The organism is Hydrogenophaga sp. UC242_50, from assembly GCF_042697355.1.
Taxonomy (GTDB): Bacteria; Pseudomonadota; Gammaproteobacteria; order Burkholderiales; family Burkholderiaceae_C; genus Hydrogenophaga.
The window spans coordinates 3,141,838-3,157,262 of the sequence record NZ_CP170553.1 but is presented as its reverse complement, the minus strand read 5'-3'; the positions used below and the strand labels follow the sequence as shown (position 1 = coordinate 3,157,262).

12 protein-coding genes and 3 pseudogenes are annotated in these 15,425 nt (G+C 65.7%); 7 read left to right on the top strand and 8 right to left on the bottom strand.

Translation table 11 applies throughout. The annotated features are described in order from the left end of the window. Positions 1-141 precede the first annotated feature (141 nt). The 4 genes from pssA to ACFJGX_RS16210 form a co-directional block, all read right to left on the bottom strand. Positions 142-954, bottom strand: coding sequence for a CDP-diacylglycerol--serine O-phosphatidyltransferase (pssA, locus tag ACFJGX_RS16225; RefSeq protein ID WP_382326565.1), 813 nt, complete (start codon positions 952-954; stop codon positions 142-144). 165 nt (positions 955-1,119) lie between these two features. Continuing rightward, complete coding sequence (gene ilvC / locus ACFJGX_RS16220; RefSeq protein ID WP_291118923.1) at positions 1,120-2,136, bottom strand: ketol-acid reductoisomerase; 1,017 nt, start codon at positions 2,134-2,136, stop codon at positions 1,120-1,122. Positions 2,137-2,278: 142 nt separating this feature from the next. Beyond that, positions 2,279-2,770, bottom strand: coding sequence for an acetolactate synthase small subunit (gene ilvN / locus ACFJGX_RS16215; RefSeq protein ID WP_291118919.1), 492 nt, complete (start codon positions 2,768-2,770; stop codon positions 2,279-2,281). Between the two features lie 117 nt (positions 2,771-2,887). Further along, positions 2,888-4,663: an acetolactate synthase 3 catalytic subunit gene (locus tag ACFJGX_RS16210; RefSeq protein WP_291118916.1), complete on the bottom strand. Its 1,776-nt coding sequence runs from the start codon at positions 4,661-4,663 to the stop codon at positions 2,888-2,890. Between the two features lie 280 nt (positions 4,664-4,943). Between ACFJGX_RS16210 and ACFJGX_RS16205 the strand changes: the two genes are divergently transcribed. From ACFJGX_RS16205 to ACFJGX_RS16195, 3 genes are read left to right on the top strand one after another with little or no spacing between them, the layout of a single operon-like run. Next, positions 4,944-5,498: an RDD family protein gene (locus ACFJGX_RS16205; RefSeq protein ID WP_382325140.1), complete on the top strand. Its 555-nt coding sequence runs from the start codon at positions 4,944-4,946 to the stop codon at positions 5,496-5,498. 13 nt (positions 5,499-5,511) lie between these two features. Then, positions 5,512-5,901, top strand: a complete 390-nt coding sequence (locus tag ACFJGX_RS16200) for a diacylglycerol kinase (RefSeq protein ID WP_382157461.1) — start codon at positions 5,512-5,514, stop codon at positions 5,899-5,901. A 19-nt stretch (positions 5,902-5,920) separates the two neighbouring features. Continuing rightward, positions 5,921-6,508 (top strand): TIGR00730 family Rossman fold protein, encoded by a 588-nt coding sequence (locus ACFJGX_RS16195; protein WP_382325142.1) that lies wholly within the window; start codon positions 5,921-5,923, stop codon positions 6,506-6,508. A gap of 18 nt (positions 6,509-6,526) precedes the next feature. On the opposite strand, the gene ACFJGX_RS16190 is transcribed toward ACFJGX_RS16195, so the two are convergent. Continuing rightward, complete coding sequence (locus ACFJGX_RS16190) at positions 6,527-6,865, bottom strand: P-II family nitrogen regulator (protein WP_066265986.1); 339 nt, start codon at positions 6,863-6,865, stop codon at positions 6,527-6,529. Between the two features lie 105 nt (positions 6,866-6,970). Here ACFJGX_RS16190 and ACFJGX_RS16185 point away from each other — a divergent pair, with 105 nt between their 5' ends. Further along, entirely contained in the window at positions 6,971-7,993 is a 1,023-nt protein-coding gene (locus ACFJGX_RS16185; protein WP_382325144.1) for an asparaginase, read from the top strand. On the opposite strand, the pseudogene ACFJGX_RS16180 reads toward ACFJGX_RS16185, so the two are convergent. Next, positions 7,990-9,670, bottom strand: a pseudogene (locus ACFJGX_RS16180) (NAD+ synthase). The gene ACFJGX_RS16185 and the pseudogene ACFJGX_RS16180 sit on opposite strands and share 4 nt — an antisense overlap. 56 nt (positions 9,671-9,726) lie before the next feature. On the opposite strand from ACFJGX_RS16180, the pseudogene ACFJGX_RS16175 reads away from it, so the two are divergent. Next, a pseudogene (locus tag ACFJGX_RS16175) lies at positions 9,727-10,895 on the top strand (GNAT family N-acetyltransferase). Between the two features lie 11 nt (positions 10,896-10,906). On the opposite strand, the gene ppa reads toward ACFJGX_RS16175, so the two are convergent. Then, a complete protein-coding gene (gene ppa, locus ACFJGX_RS16170; RefSeq protein WP_382157451.1) occupies positions 10,907-11,446 on the bottom strand; it encodes an inorganic diphosphatase in 540 nt (179 codons plus the stop codon). A gap of 301 nt (positions 11,447-11,747) precedes the next feature. Here ppa and ACFJGX_RS16165 point away from each other — a divergent pair. Beyond that, a pseudogene (locus ACFJGX_RS16165) lies at positions 11,748-13,812 on the top strand (sodium-translocating pyrophosphatase). 16 nt (positions 13,813-13,828) lie between these two features. On the opposite strand, the gene ACFJGX_RS16160 reads toward ACFJGX_RS16165, so the two are convergent. Continuing rightward, on the bottom strand, positions 13,829-14,461 hold the full coding sequence (locus ACFJGX_RS16160; RefSeq protein WP_382326563.1) for a TetR/AcrR family transcriptional regulator: 633 nt from the start codon (positions 14,459-14,461) through the stop codon (positions 13,829-13,831). A 109-nt stretch (positions 14,462-14,570) separates the two neighbouring features. Here ACFJGX_RS16160 and ACFJGX_RS16155 point away from each other — a divergent pair, with 109 nt between their 5' ends. Beyond that, positions 14,571-15,401 (top strand): metal-dependent hydrolase, encoded by an 831-nt coding sequence (locus tag ACFJGX_RS16155; protein WP_382325152.1) that lies wholly within the window; start codon positions 14,571-14,573, stop codon positions 15,399-15,401. Positions 15,402-15,425 lie beyond the last annotated feature (24 nt).

Sequence of the window (15,425 nt, the reverse complement as noted above, 5' to 3'; positions counted from 1 at the left end):
CCCAAAACACAAACGGCCCGCTGCAGGTGCAAACGGGCCGTTTTGAATGGAATGCGCGTGCGCTACCAAGCCTGCCCGTGTCGGACATCCAGTAGTAGGGCGAAAGCGCGAAAAATCATGGCTCAAACTGTATCACAAAGCTCAATCGTCGTGCAGGCCGCGCTCGTCGGGCTCGTCGGTGGAGGTGCTGATCACGCTGGTCGGTCGGCCCTTGGCCTTGCGCCAGAAGTACACCGCATACCCGGACAGCCCGTACACGACGAAGAGCGCGAACAGCACGGTCGGTGGGTGGATGTTGATGACCGCGATGCCCAGGGCCACCAGCACGATGGCCGCGAACGGCACGCTCTTCTTCAGGCTCAGGTCCTTGAAGCTGTAGAAAGGCACGTTGGTCACCATGGTCAGGCCCGTGTAGAGCGTGATGACGAACATGGGCCAGGTCACGTCCTGCGCGGGAATCTCCAACTCGGTCATGAGCCAGATGAACCCCGCCACCAACGCGGCGGCTGCGGGAGACGGCAGGCCCTGGAAATAGCGCTTGTCGACCACGGCGGTGTTGACGTTGAAACGCGCCAGCCTCAAGGCCGCACACGCGCAGTACACGAAGGCCGCGATCCAGCCCCAGCGGCCGATGTCGCGCAAGGTCCATTCGTAGGCGATGAGCGCCGGGGCCGCACCAAAGGACACCATGTCGGACAGCGAGTCCATCTGCTCACCGAACGCGCTCTGCGTGTTCGTGAGGCGCGCGACGCGGCCATCCAGGCTGTCCAGCACCATCGCCACGAAGATGCCCACGGTGGCCAGATCGTAGCGGCCGTTCATGGCGATGACGACCGAGTAGAAGCCGCCGAACAGGGCCGCAAGCGTGATCATGTTGGGCACCATGTAGATGCCCTTGGGGCGCCTGGGGCGTTCGTCGCTTGGCGTCATAGTGGTTTCGGTTCCGTCGTGCATTCGGGCCTCCGTGCGTCGCTGCGCCCAGAAACCCTCGGTTCCTGGAGCAGACCTCCTGCACAGAATGCCCCAGTGTAAAGCAGTGTGTCTGTAGGAAAAGACGACAAAGGCCACCGAAGTGGCCTTTGCGGTCGATGCGCGCCGGCAGGCGGCGCGGCTGGACGATCAGTTGCGGGTCTGGTCCACCAGCTTGTTCTTGGCGATCCAGGGCATCATGGCGCGCAGCTGGGCACCCACCACTTCGATGCTGTGGTCGGCGGTGTTGCGGCGGCGAGCCGTCATCGACGGGTAGTTCAGGCGGCCTTCCTGAATGAACATCTTGGCGTAGTCGCCGTTCTGGATGCGCTTGAGCGCGTTGCGCATCGCCACGCGCGACTGCTCGTTGATCACTTCCGGACCGGTCACGTACTCGCCATATTCGGCGTTGTTCGAGATCGAGTAGTTCATGTTGGCGATGCCGCCTTCGTAGATCAGGTCCACGATGAGCTTGAGCTCGTGCAGGCATTCGAAGTAGGCCATCTCGGGCGCGTAGCCGGCTTCGACCAGGGTTTCGTAGCCCATCTTGATCAGCTCGACGGCACCGCCGCACAGCACGGCCTGTTCACCGAACAGGTCGGTCTCGGTCTCTTCCTTGAAGTTGGTCTCGATGATGCCGGCCTTGCCGCCACCGTTGGCCATGGCGTAGCTCAGCGCCAGATCACGCGCCTTGCCGCTCTTGTCCTGGTGCACAGCCACGAGGTGAGGCACGCCGCCACCCTGGGTGTAGGTGTTGCGCACGGTGTGGCCGGGGGCCTTTGGCGCCACCATCCACACGTCCAGATCCGCGCGGGGCACGACCTGGTTGTAGTGCACGTTGAAACCGTGGGCGAAGGCCAGCGAGCCGCCTTGCTTGATGTTGGGTTCGACGTTGTTCTTGTAGACCTCGCCGATCTGCTCGTCGGGCAGAAGGATCATGACCACGTCGGCGGCCTTGACCGCCTCGTTCACTTCCAGGACGTTCAGGCCGGCCTTGCCGACCTTGTCCCAGGAAGCACCGCCCTTGCGCAGGCCAACCACGACCTTCACGCCGCTGTCGTTGAGGTTCTGTGCGTGTGCGTGGCCCTGGCTGCCGTAGCCGATGATGGCCACGGTCTTGCCCTTGATCAGGGACAGGTCACAGTCTTTGTCGTAGAAAACTTTCATGCTTTGCTCCAATGGATTTGATGGGTTGTGCCGTTCTTCGCGAGCCTGTCGAAGGGCTCTCGGTACCCCGGCCCGCCACAAAGGCGGGCCCGGGCTTCGACAGGCTCAGCGCGAACGGGCAAATGGCTGAGCCCCGAAACAGTCAGACGCGCAGGATTCTCTCACCCCGGCCGATGCCGCTGGCGCCCGTGCGCACGGTCTCCAGAATGGACGAGCGATCGATCGCCTCCAGGAAGGCGTCGTTCTTGCCCTGGTCGCCGGTGAGTTCGATGGTGTAGCTCTTCTCGGTCACATCGATGATGCGGCCGCGGAAGATGTCGGCCATGCGCTTCATTTCCTCGCGCTCCTTGCCCACCGCGCGGACCTTCACCATCATGAGCTCGCGCTCGGTGTAGGCCCCCTCGGTGAGGTCGACCACCTTGACGACCTCGATGAGGCGGTTCAGGTGCTTGGTGATTTGCTCGATGACGTCGTCCGACCCTGTGGTCTGGATCGTCATGCGCGAGAGGCTGGGGTCCTCGGTGGGCGCCACCGTGAGCGATTCGATGTTGTAGCCACGGGCCGAGAACAGGCCCACCACGCGCGAGAGGGCGCCGGGTTCGTTTTCCAGCAGGACAGCGATGATGTGTTTCATGTGCGATTCCTCTTTTCGCCGCCCTCCCCTGCGCACGGTAATGCGCAGGCTTGGCGGACAATAGATTCGTCTGAGGGGATGAAGCGGCGAAGGCTTTTCGCCGCCTCGCTTCGGGGATTACAGGTCTTCGGAACCCAGCAGCATCTCGGTGATGCCCTTGCCGGCCTGAACCATCGGGAACACGTTCTCGGTGGGGTCGGTGCGGAAGTCCATGAAGACCGTGCGGTCCTTGAGCTTGCGCGCTTCGCGCAACGCCGGTTCGACGTCCTCGGGACGCTCGATCAGCATGCCCACGTGGCCATAGGCCTCGGCAAGCTTGACGAAGTTCGGCAACGCGTCCATGTAGCTGTGGCTGTAGCGACCTTCATAGTCGATCTCCTGCCACTGCCGGACCATGCCCAGGTAGCGGTTGTTCAAGGCCACGACCTTGATGGGCGTGTTGTACTGCAGGCAGGTGGACAGCTCCTGGATGCACATCTGCACCGAGCCTTCACCCGTCACGCAGAACACCTCGCTGTCGGGCTTGGCCAGCTTGATGCCCATGGCATAGGGAATGCCCACACCCATGGTGCCCAGGCCACCGGAGTTGATCCAGCGGCGCGGCTCGTCGAAGCGATAGTACTGGGCCGCCCACATCTGGTGCTGCCCCACGTCCGACGTGATGTAGGTGTCGGCATCCTTGGTCATGTTCCACAGCGTTTCCAGCACGTACTGCGGCTTGATCACGTCCTTGTTGCCACGGTCGTACTTCAGGCAGTCGCGCGAACGCCAAGCCTCGATGGTCTTCCACCACTCGGCCAGGGCCTTGTCATCGGGCCGCGCGGTGCTCTCGCGCACCATACTGATCAGCTCGGTCAGCACGTCCTTGACGTCGCCCACGATGGGAATGTCGACCTTGACGCGCTTGGAGATGCTCGACGGGTCGATGTCGATGTGGATGATCTTGCGTTCGTTCTGCGCGAAGTGCTTGGGGTTGCCGATCACGCGGTCGTCGAAACGTGCCCCCACGGCCAGCAGCACGTCGCAGTTCTGCATGGCGTTGTTGGCCTCGATCGTGCCGTGCATGCCCAGCATGCCCAGGAACTTGCGGTCGGAAGCCGGGTAGGCGCCCAGGCCCATCAGCGTGTTGGTGACCGGGTAGCCCAGCATGTCCACCAGCGTGCGCAGCTCGTTGGTGGCGTTGCCCAGCAGCACGCCGCCACCGGTGTAGATGTAGGGCCGCTTGGCCGTCATCAGCAGTTGCAGCGCCTTGCGGATCTGGCCGCCATGGCCCTTGCGCACCGGGTTGTAGGAACGCATCTCCACCGAGTCGGGGTAGCCGTTGTAGGGCACCTTGTTGAAGGACACGTCCTTCGGGATGTCCACCACCACCGGGCCGGGCCGGCCGCTGCGGGCGATGTGGAAGGCCTTCTTCATGACCATCGCCATGTCGCGCGCGTCCTTGACCAGGAAGTTGTGCTTGACGATGGGGCGGGTGATGCCCACGGTGTCGCACTCCTGGAAGGCGTCCAGGCCGATCGCAGCGGTGGGCACCTGACCGGTCACGATGACCATGGGAATGCTGTCCATGTAGGCCGTGGCGATGCCCGTGATGGCATTGGTCACGCCCGGCCCGGAGGTGACCAGGGCCACGCCCACGTCACCGGTGGCGCGCGCGTAGCCGTCGGCCGCGTGCACGGCGGCCTGCTCATGGCGCACCAGCACATGCTGGATCGTGTTCTGCTTGTAGAAAGCGTCGTAGATGTGCAGCACAGCACCGCCGGGGTAGCCCCAGACGTACTTCACACCTTCGGCCTGGAGGGCCTTGATGAGGATTTCTGCGCCGCGGAGGTCTTGAGGGGCTGCGCCTTTGGCGGCGGCAGCCGAGGCCAGTTCGGCCTTGCTGATTTCCATGATGAACCTTTCGAGAATTTCTCTGACGAAAAACCTTGGGTGCCTCTTGACTCACTCTTGTGGAGCGGTTTCGAGACTTGAGACCAATGGCCATGAGCGGGCACATACCCCGCCGGACCCTGATCCGTTTGCCTTGTTTTGAATTGCAGCCGGCATTATCGCACCGCAACAAGGTTTTTCCAGCCGGGGCGTCGGAAGCTACCCCGAAAAAGGCGCCCGCATGTGCCGCAATGCGACAATTCCCGTCTTCCTTGCCGCCTTCGCGCCCGCCGCCTGCCTCATGCCCGCTTCCCCGCCTGCCTCGACCACGCCCCCTTCCAGCGCCGAACCCAACCTGATGGCGCCCTCGCTGCGCCGCCGCATGGCCTGCTGGCTGTATGAGGGCATGCTGATGTTCGGCGTCGTGTTCCTCGCCGGTTACCTGTTTTCCACGCTCACCCAAACCCGGCACGCTCTGGACAACCGGCATGCCCAGCAGGCTTTCCTGTTCGTGGTGTTCGGCATCTACTTCGCCTGGTTCTGGGCCAAGGGCCAGACGCTGGCCATGAAGACCTGGCACATCCGCGTCGTGGACCGCCATGGGCGCGCGCTCACCCAGGCTCGCGCCCTGCTGCGCTACCTGTTGTCCTGGCTGTGGTTGCTGCCACCGCTGGCGGTCTCTGGCCTCATGGGCTTGCCTGGGGGCGAGTTGGCGGTGCTGCTGTGCGGCTGGATCGTCGTCTGGGCCCTGCTCTCGCGCTTCCATCCGCAGCGCCAGTTTCTGCACGATGCGCTCGCCGGCACCCGCCTCGTGCGCCAGGCCCCGCCCCCAACACCGCCACGTGCCAAGCGCTGAAAACCAGTCTCCAATGAACAACCAAGAACCCGTTGACGCCCAGAAGCGCCGCACCGGCCTCACGCGCATGGCTCATGCGTTCCGCTATTCCCTGGCCGGCCTGCGCGCCGGCTGGGGCGAAACGGCTTTTCGCCAGGAAGCCCTGGCCGCCCTGGTGATGATTCCCGCAGCGTTCTGGCTCGGCCGAAACTGGGTCGAGACGGCCCTGCTCGCCGCCTCGGTGTTGCTGGTGATGGTGGTCGAACTCCTCAACACCGGCATCGAAACCGCCATTGACCGCATCGGTCCCGAATGGCACGACCTGTCCAAACGCGCCAAGGACATGGGCAGCGCGGCGGTGCTGCTGAGCCTGCTGCTGTGCGCCGGCATCTGGATCGCCGCCCTGTGGACCCGCTGGGCCTGACCATTTTTTCCTCACCCTCATGACTTCTCCCACCTTCTCCCTCTGCGTCTACTGCGGCTCGCGCCCCGGCGCGCACCCAGCCTTCACCGACACCGCCCGCGCCGTGGGCGAATGGATCGGCAGCCGGGGCGGCCAACTCGTCTACGGGGGTGGCCGCAACGGCCTGATGGGCGTGGTCGCCGAAGCCACGCTCGCCGCCGGGGGCCGCGTGGTGGGCATCATCCCGAAGGCCCTGGTGGAAAAGGAATGGGCGCACCACGGCTGCACCGAGCTGCACGTGGTGGACACCATGCACGAGCGCAAGCGCATGATGGCCGAACGCGCCGATGCCTTCGTGGCTCTGCCGGGTGGCATCGGTACCTTCGAGGAGTTCTTCGAGGTCTGGACCTGGCGCCAGCTGGGTTACCACGACAAGCCCGTGGGCCTGCTCAACGTGGGTGGCTACTACGACGGCCTGGAAACCTTTTTGCGCACCGGCGTCGAGCAGCAGTTCATGAACGCCTGGCAGATGGACCTGATCCGCGTGGGCCGCGATCCGGCCAGCCTGCTGCCTGAACTGGTGCAGTCCGCCGGGCTGGCGCCCGAGCCGCGCATCGAGGCCATCTGAGCCTCGCGGAACCGGGTCTCAGACCGCGGTTTCGTCCTCTTCGCCGGTGCGGATGCGCACCACGCGCTCGACCGAGGTCACGAAGATCTTGCCGTCACCGATCTTGCCGGTGCGGGCGGCGCGGATGATCGCGTCCACACAGCGATCGACGTCGTCGGTCTTGACCACGACTTCCACCTTGACCTTGGGCAGGAAGTCCACCACGTACTCGGCACCGCGGTAGAGCTCGGTGTGGCCCTTCTGCCGGCCAAATCCTTTCACCTCGGTCACGGTCAAGCCGGTCACGCCCTGCTCGGCCAGGGCCTCGCGCACTTCCTCGAGCTTGAACGGTTTGATGACGGCGGTGATTTGTTTCATTCGGAGGCTCCGGGGGCGTTGCGGGAAAAGCTTGTCTGCATTTCATTATGCCCAACGCATCGCGCAACGTTCGTACACTGCGGGCTCAACCCTTCTCGCGCCACCATGTCCGCACACGCCCTGCCCCGACACGTTCCCCTCACCGTGGCCTACCGGGGAGGCCATCCCGAGAACGTCCACCACGGCTCCATGGCGGTGGTGGATGCGCAGGGCAGGCTGCTGGCGGCCGTGGGCGACGTGGCGTCCCCGATGTTCACGCGCTCTTCGCTCAAGCCATTCCAGGCCATGCCCTTGATCGCCCAGGCCGCGGAGCGCTACCGGCTGAGCGACACCGACATTGCGCTGCTCTGCGCCAGCCACAGCGGCGAATCCCTGCACGTCGACGGTGTCGCCGCGCTGCTGGGCAAGCTGGGCGCAGACGAATCGGCGCTGGCCTGCGGCACCCACGTGCCCTTCTTCTTCGGGGCCACGGGCGCCACGCCGGCACCGGGCGCGCGCTTCACCCGGCTGCACCACAACTGCTCGGGCAAGCACACCGGCATGCTGTTGCTCGCCCACGCGCTCGGCGCCTCGTCCGGCAACTACCTTGACATCGACCACCCGGTGCAACAGCAGATTGCGGCCAGCGTGAGCCATTTTTCCGGCGTGCCCGTCGACCAACTGGTGCGCGGCACCGATGGCTGCAGCGCGCCCAACTACGCCCTGCCCTTGCGCTCGCTGGCGCACGCGTTTGCCCGCCTGACGCTGGCCGAGCCCGACCCGATCTATCGCCAGGCACCACAGCGCATCGCCCGCGCCATGAGCCGCCACCCCGAACGCGTGAGCGGGCAAGGCCGCAACGACCTGGCCCTGATGCAGGCAGGCCGCGGCGACTGGGTGAGCAAGGTCGGCGCCGACGGCGTTCAGGCCTTGGCGAGTTTCAGCCGCGGCATCGGCATCGCCGCCAAAGTCGGCGATGGTCAGTTGGCCCCGTTGATGGTGGCCTTCGTGTCGGCCCTGGAACAACTCGGCTGGCTCGACGAATCCAGCCGGGCCGCCCTCGCCAGCCTGATTCCCCCGCCATTGAAGAACGCGGCGGGCATCGAGGTGGGTGAGATGCGCGCGGTGCTGGCGCTGCGCAGCGTTTAAGCGCGGTACTTGCTGGTGATCGGGTAGCGCCAGTCCTTGCCGAAGCTGCGGTGGGTCACGCGGATGCCCACGGGTGCCTGGCGGCGCTTGTATTCGTTGATGCGGATCAGGCGCACCACCTTGTCCACGTCGGCCCGCTCGAAGCCGGCGGCCACGATGCTCTCGGGGCTCTGGTCGTTCTCCATGTAGCGCTCGATGATCGCGTCCAGGACCGGGTATTCCGGCAGGCTGTCCTGGTCCTTCTGATCGGGTCGCAGCTCGGCGCTGGGTGGGCGCGTGATGATGCGTTCCGGGATCGGGTTCGCACCCGTGCCGTAGGGATCGTGCGCGTTGCGCCAGCGGGCCAGCTTGAAGACCATGGTTTTGCGCAGCGTCCTTGATGACGGCAAAACCGCCGGCCATGTCGCCATACAGCGTGCAATAGCCCGTGGCCATCTCGCTCTTGTTGCCGGTGGTCAGCACGATGCTGCCGAACTTGTTGGACAAGGCCATGAGCAGGGTGCCGCGGATGCGCGCCTGCAGGTTCTCTTCCGTCGTGTCTTCGGACAGGCCGGCGAACTCGCTGGCCAGGCTGGCCTTGAAGGCTTCGAACTGGGGCGCAATGGCGATCTCGTCGTAGCGCACGCCCATGCGCGCAGCCATGTCGCGCGCATCGATCCAGGAAATGTCGGCCGTGTACGGCGACGGCATCATCACCGTGCGCACACGGTCCTTGCCCAGCGCGTCGACCGCGATGGCCAGCACCAGCGCCGAGTCGATGCCGCCCGACAGGCCCAGGATGGCGCCTGGGAATCCGTTCTTGCCCAGGTAGTCGCGCACGCCCAGCACCAGCGCATGCCACAGGTCGGCCTCCGGGCTGTGGGCGCGGTCGGTCTCGGCGGTGATCTGCCAGCCAGCTCCATCCCGCGTGAAGGCCACATCGAACAGCGTCTCCTCGAAGCTCACCGCGCGACCAGCCAGGGCGCCGTCGGCACCGAGCACGAAGCTGCGCCCCTCGAAGACGATCTCGTCCTGTCCGCCCACCAGGTGCGCGTAGACCAGCGGCAGACCGGTGGAGCGCACCCGCTCGCGCATGGTGGCTTCGCGCTCGCCGCCCTTGCCGGCATGGAACGGCGAAGCATTGATGACGGCCAGCAGGTCGGCGCCGGCGGCCCGGGCGTCGGCGGCAGGGGCGTCGAACCAGGCGTCTTCACAGATCAGCAGGCCCACGCGCACGCCTTCCACCTCGATCACGCAGGGCGCGTGGCCCGGCACGAAGTAGCGGCGCTCATCGAACACCTGGTAGTTGGGCAGCTCGCGCTTGGCGTAGGTGTGGGTCACCAGGCCCTCGCGCAACACGCTCGCCGCGTTGTGCAGGTAAGCCACGGCCACGCTGCGTTCGCGCCGTTCGATCGTGGCCCCAGGCGCCCGCGCCGGATGTCCCACCACGATGTGCAGGCCTTTGAGGTGGGTCGTCCCGGCCGCGATGACTTTGAGGGCATCATCACACGCATCGATGAACGCCGGCCGCAGGAAAAGGTCCTCGGCCGCGTAACCGCAGAGGGCCAACTCGGGCGTGAGCAGCAGGCGCGCGCCACGGGCATGGGCCTGGGTGGCGGCGTCGACGATTTTCCGGGCGTTGCCCACCATGTCGCCCACCACGAAGTTGAGCTGGGCCACGCAAATGGAGAGAGTCATGGGGTCTGGAAACCTTGCTGGAGAGACCGCGAAAACGCGGTGGGCGGGAGCCGTGTTTGTCTGAAATCGATTATGTCACCCGGGTCTTTGCCTCGCCGCAGGCGATCGATGCCGGCGCCTGGAACGCGTTGCTGGACAACGAGCCCGACCCCAGCCCCTTCATGCGCCATGAGTACCTGTCGGCGCTGCACGAAAGCGGCAGCGCGCGAGAGGCCACCGGCTGGCAAGCCCAGTTCGTGACGCTGTGGCGCGGCGATGTGCTGCACGCGGCCTGCCCGATGTACCTGAAGAGCCACTCCTACGGCGAGTACGTGTTCGACTGGGCCTGGGCCAATGCATACGCTCAGCATGGGCTGGACTACTACCCCAAGGCACTGGTGGCCGTGCCGTTCACCCCGGTGCCGGGCGCGCGCCTGCTGGCCCGCGACCCGGCCTCGCGCGCGGCGCTGGTAGAGGCCTTGATCGCGCACACCCGAGAGGAACAGCTGTCGTCGCTGCACCTGCTCTTCGCGCAACCCCACGACATCGACGCGTGCCATGCCGCCGGCCTGATGCTCAGGCACACCGTCCAGTTCCATTGGAGCAATCAGGATGCGAGGGGCCAGCCCTTTGACGATTTCGAACATTTCCTGGCCAGCCTGCAGCAGGAAAAACGCAAGAAAATCCGGCAGGAGCGGCGCAAGGTGGCCGATGCGGGCGTGCGCTTCCGCTGGTCGCGCGGCGCCGACATTTCGGAGGCCGACTGGGACTTCTTCTACCGCTGCTACGAGCGCACCTACCTCGAGCACGGCAACGCGCCCTACCTGAGCCGGGATTTTTCCGCCGCATGGCGACCACCATGCCGCAACACTGGCTGCTGTTCATCGCCGAACGCGAAGGCCGGCCCATGGCCTGCAGCCTGATCGGCATCGACGACCACACCCGCGTGGCCTACGGGCGCTACTGGGGTGCACTGGAGCGCGTGGACTGCCTGCACTTCGAGGCCTGCTACTACCAGCCATTGGCCTGGTGCATGTCACACGGCTTCGTCCGTTTTGAAGGGGGCGCCCAGGGCGAACACAAGATGGCGCGCGCCCTGCTGCCGGTGAAGACGACCAGCGCCCACTGGCTGGCACATCCCGCGTTCGCGGACGCGGTGGAACGCTTCCTGGAACGCGAAGGCCAGGGGATCGGGGAGTACCTCGATCACCTGGCCCTGCGAAATCCGCTCAAGGCAGCGCCTTGAGCCTGGGTTGATCAGGCCTGCTTGGCCTTGTTGTAGTTCGCGATACCGTCCAGGATTTCCTGGTGGGCGGCGTCCTTGCCTTCCCAGCCGATCACCTTCACCCACTTGCCGGGCTCCAGGTCCTTGTAGTGCTCGAAGAAGTGCTGGATGGTGTTCAGGCGCATCGGGTTCAGGTCTTCGGGCTTCTGCCACTGGGTGTAGATCGACAGGATCTTGTCGGTCGGCACGGCCAGCACCTTGCCGTCTTCGCCGGCCTCGTCCTGCATCTTCAGGATGCCGATCGCGCGGCAGGGCACGACCACACCGGGAATGAGGGGCACGGGCGTGATCACGAGCACGTCGACCGGGTCGCCATCGCCAGAGATCGTCTGCGGCACATAACCGTAGTTGGTCGGGTAGTGCATGGCCGTGCTCATGAAGCGGTCCACGAAGATCGCGCCGGTTTCCTTGTCCACCTCGTACTTGATCGGGTCGGCGTTCATCGGGATCTCGATGATCACGTTGAACGATTCGGGAACGTTTTTGCCTGGGGTGACGTTGTCAAGGGACATGTTGATAAGGTCGTGGTTTGAAAAGGGGCTTTTCGGTCCGGCAGGCCTGCCGGCGAACAAAGGCGCGCCCGGATTCGGCCCGGCGCGCCTAGGATTTACCCTGATTTTACCGACTCCAGGCTGACAAACCTGGCCACAAGGAGTCGCAAGTGGCATTTCCCCGCTAAATTCAAGGGGTTCGCCAATCGCCCTGTTTCAACGCTGTGCAACGCAGCGCAAACCGGCAGCGAGGAAGCAACGCAGCGGGGGCAGCCCCGGAGGCGTTGCCCCCTCCAAGTCGAAACAAGCAGGAGTAATTCTCATGGTTGGACAATCTGCGCTGATCTTTGCGTTGGTCTGCGGGCTGGTGGCCGTCATCTACGGCTTCTGGTCCCGCAGCTGGATTCTTTCTCAGGACGCGGGCAACGCCCGCATGCAGGAAATCGCCGGGGCCATTCAGACCGGCGCCGCGGCCTACCTCGCGCGGCAGTACAAGACGATCGGCATCGTCGGGGTGGTGCTGGCGATCCTCATCGGCGTCTTCCTCGACGGCCCCACCGCCATCGGCTTCGTGCTCGGTGCCGTGCTCTCGGGCGCCTGCGGCTTCATCGGCATGAACATCTCGGTGCGCGCCAACGTGCGCACCGCGCAAGCGGCCACCAAGGGCATCGGCCCGGCGCTGGACGTGGCCTTCCGCGGCGGCGCCATCACCGGCATGCTGGTCGTGGGCCTGGGCCTGCTGGGCGTGTCCGGCTTCTTCTGGTTCCTGGTCGGCAACGGCAACCTCACGCCAGCGGCCGATCTGGCCAAGCTGCTGAACCCGCTGATCGGCTTTGCCTTCGGCTCCTCGCTGATCTCCATCTTCGCGCGCCTGGGCGGCGGCATCTTCACCAAAGGTGCCGACGTGGGCGCCGATCTGGTGGGCAAGGTCGAGGCTGGCATTCCGGAAGACGACCCGCGCAACCCGGCGGTGATCGCCGACAACGTGGGCGACAACGTGGGCGACTGCGCCGGCATGGCAGCCGACCTGTTCGAGACCTACGCGGTCACGCTGATCGCCACCATGGTGCTGGGCGCCCTCATGGTCGCGGCCGCGCCCATGCAGGCCGTGCTCTATCCGCTGGTGCTCGGTGGCGTATCCATCCTGGCGTCCATCGTCGGCTGCTTCTTCGTGAAGGCCAGCCCGGGCATGAAGAACGTGATGCCCGCGCTGTACAAGGGCCTGGCGATCGCAGGCGTGCTCTCGCTGATCGCCTTCTGGTTCGTCACCGCCTGGATCATGCCGGACAACGCCATCACCGCCACAGGCAGCCAGCTGCGCCTCTTCGGTGCCTGCGCCGTGGGCCTGGTGCTGACCGCCGCGCTGGTCTGGATCACCGAGTTCTACACCGGCACGCAGTACTCGCCGGTCAAGCACATCGCGCAAGCCTCGACCACCGGCCACGGCACCAACATCATTGCCGGCCTGGGCGTGTCCATGCGCTCCACCGCCTGGCCGGTGCTGTTCGTCTGCGTCGGCATCGTGGCCTCCTACACGCTGGCGGGCCTGTACGGCATCGCCATCGCCGCCACCGCCATGCTGAGCATGGCCGGCATCGTGGTCGCGCTGGACGCGTACGGTCCCATCACCGACAACGCCGGCGGCATCGCCGAAATGGCCGAGCTGCCCAGCAGCGTGCGCGACATCACCGACCCGCTGGACGCGGTGGGCAACACCACCAAGGCCGTGACCAAGGGCTACGCCATCGGCTCCGCCGGCCTGGCCGCGCTGGTGCTTTTCGCCGACTACACCCACAAGCTGGAAACCTACGGCCACCAGATCAAGTTCGACCTGAGCGACCCGATGGTGATCATCGGCCTGTTCATCGGCGGCATGATCCCCTACCTCTTCGGTGCCATGGCGATGGAGGCCGTGGGCCGTGCCGCCGGTTCGGTGGTTGTGGAGGTGCGCCGGCAGTTCAAGGAGATCCCCGGCATCATGGAAGGCACGGCCAAGCCCGAGTACGGCAAGGCGGTCGACATGTTGACCACGGCGGCCATCAAGGAGATGGTGATCCCCTCGCTGCTGCCGGTGGTGGTCCCCATCCTGGTGGGCGTGTTCCTGGGCCCGAAAGCGCTGGGCGGCCTGCTGATGGGCACCATCGTCACCGGCCTGTTCGTGCGCCATCTCCATGTGCACCGGCGGTGGGGCCTGGGACAACGCCAAGAAGTACATCGAAGACGGCCACCATGGCGGCAAGGGCAGCGAGGCGCACAAGGCCGCCGTGACCGGCGACACCGTGGGCGACCCCTACAAGGACACGGCAGGCCCTGCCGTCAACCCGCTGATCAAGATCATCAACATCGTGGCGCTGCTGATCGTGCCGCTGCTGCCGCTGGCGGCCTGATCCCGTTCTCGAAGGTTCAAAGGGCCCGCTTCGGCGGGCCTTTTTTCTGGGCCGCCCCCGCCAGTAGGCGGACCACCGCGCTGGCACTGGGGGTGAGGCGATCGAGCTGGGCCGCCTCGCCCCGCTCGATCGCTTGCAGCACCAGCTCCTGGATGCCGCCCACGGCCGCCACCGCCATGGTGGGCGTGAGCACCTCACGCTCGGCGTTGATGGTCTCGAGCATGAAGTCGGCCAGGTGCTGCATCACCTCGCGGCGCACCAGGGCACCGGCTGGCCCGAGATGGTGGATTTCCACGAACAGCATGCGGATCAGCTGCGGCCCGCTGGCCAGGTGCGCCAGGTACGCACCCAAGGCATGTTCGACCTGGTCCTGCCAGGGGCGTTCGGGCTGCACGGCCTCGCGCAGGGTGCGCAGCGCGGAGGCGCTGGCCGCCCGGTACAGCTCGAGAAAGCAGGCGTCCTTGTCCGCGAAATGCTCGTAGAACGTGCGTTTGGACACCCCCGCCTCGGCCACCACGGCCGCGATCGACGTGGCCGCCAGACCCTGGGCCGCAGCGACCGTGGCATGGCTTGCAGCAGGCGACCACGGTGTTCGTTCGGCACGGTGGCGTCGGCGCTGCGGGTGTTTTTCGGCTTCATGGACGGGCATCTTAGGGCCTGCACCCCATTCTTCTCCGCTTGACAGGGCGAATCGAAACACGCACCATCACGACTTGGTACGACACGGTACCAATCCGTTTTTCCACCCACGCCCCACCATGACCGAACTCGTTGTCCGCCGCCTGCTGATCGATCTGGAACAACCCGTGGCCCGCCACTGGTGCGGCGGCGACGCCTTTCTGACCGCGTGGTTCAACGCGCTGTCGATGAGCTTTCCCATCGGCGAGCAGTTCTTCATCGACTCGGTGCGCAACGGCTTCAAGGCCCTGCCGCCCGAGCGCCAAGCCGAGCTGCAAGCCGAAGTCCAGGGTTTCGTGGGCCAGGAAGCCACCCACCGGCGCATCCACGCGCTGTTCAACGCGCAGATCGAGAAACACGGCCTGGTGAACGACTGGGAACCCCGCGCACGTGACCGCCTCCAACTGCTGGAGGGCACGGACCCGCGCCACGGCCTGGCCATCACCGCCGCCAACGAACATTTCACCGCCCTCTTCGCCGAGTGGATGCTGTCTCACCCCCAACTGCTGGACGGCAGCGAGCCGCGATTGAAAACCCTTTGGCTCTGGCACAGCGCCGAAGAGGCCGAGCACAAGTGCACCGCTTTCGACCTGTACCAGGCACTGGGCGGCAGCCACACCTGGCGCACGACCTGGATGCGCCGCATCACGCTGGTCTTTCTCACCGACACCTTGCGCCAGACGGTGAACAACCTCAGGCGCGATGGCACGCTCTGGCGCTGGAGCACGTGGCGCAGCGCCGCCCGCCACATGCTTGGCCGCGACGGCCTGCTGCGCCAGACCTTCAAGCCCTGGCGCGCCTACTTCCGCCGCGACTTCCACCCGGATCAGCAGTCCAGCGAGCTCTCCGCCCAATGGCTGCGCGACAACGCCACGCAATACACCCGGGTGGGCCGCGCCGAGCCGGCCTGACCCGGCCCGCTCAGGCGGAAATGC

What these genes read in the sequence shown, in the direction of transcription:
- ACFJGX_RS16155 (WP_382325152.1), top strand. Translation starts at nt 14,571, where the DNA reads ATGACCGAACTCGTTGTCCGCCGCCTGCTGATCGATCTGGAACAACCC.
- ilvN (WP_291118919.1), bottom strand. Translation starts at nt 2,770, where the DNA reads ATGAAACACATCATCGCTGTCCTGCTGGAAAACGAACCCGGCGCCCTC.
- ACFJGX_RS16195 (WP_382325142.1), top strand. Translation starts at nt 5,921, where the DNA reads ATGACTTCTCCCACCTTCTCCCTCTGCGTCTACTGCGGCTCGCGCCCC.
- pssA (WP_382326565.1), bottom strand. Translation starts at nt 954, where the DNA reads ATGCACGACGGAACCGAAACCACTATGACGCCAAGCGACGAACGCCCC.
- ACFJGX_RS16160 (WP_382326563.1), bottom strand. Translation starts at nt 14,461, where the DNA reads ATGCCCGTCCATGAAGCCGAAAAACACCCGCAGCGCCGACGCCACCGT.
- ACFJGX_RS16210 (WP_291118916.1), bottom strand. Translation starts at nt 4,663, where the DNA reads ATGGAAATCAGCAAGGCCGAACTGGCCTCGGCTGCCGCCGCCAAAGGC.
- ACFJGX_RS16205 (WP_382325140.1), top strand. Translation starts at nt 4,944, where the DNA reads ATGCCCGCTTCCCCGCCTGCCTCGACCACGCCCCCTTCCAGCGCCGAA.
- ACFJGX_RS16185 (WP_382325144.1), top strand. Translation starts at nt 6,971, where the DNA reads ATGTCCGCACACGCCCTGCCCCGACACGTTCCCCTCACCGTGGCCTAC.
- ilvC (WP_291118923.1), bottom strand. Translation starts at nt 2,136, where the DNA reads ATGAAAGTTTTCTACGACAAAGACTGTGACCTGTCCCTGATCAAGGGC.
- ppa (WP_382157451.1), bottom strand. Translation starts at nt 11,446, where the DNA reads ATGTCCCTTGACAACGTCACCCCAGGCAAAAACGTTCCCGAATCGTTC.
- ACFJGX_RS16200 (WP_382157461.1), top strand. Translation starts at nt 5,512, where the DNA reads ATGAACAACCAAGAACCCGTTGACGCCCAGAAGCGCCGCACCGGCCTC.
- ACFJGX_RS16190 (WP_066265986.1), bottom strand. Translation starts at nt 6,865, where the DNA reads ATGAAACAAATCACCGCCGTCATCAAACCGTTCAAGCTCGAGGAAGTG.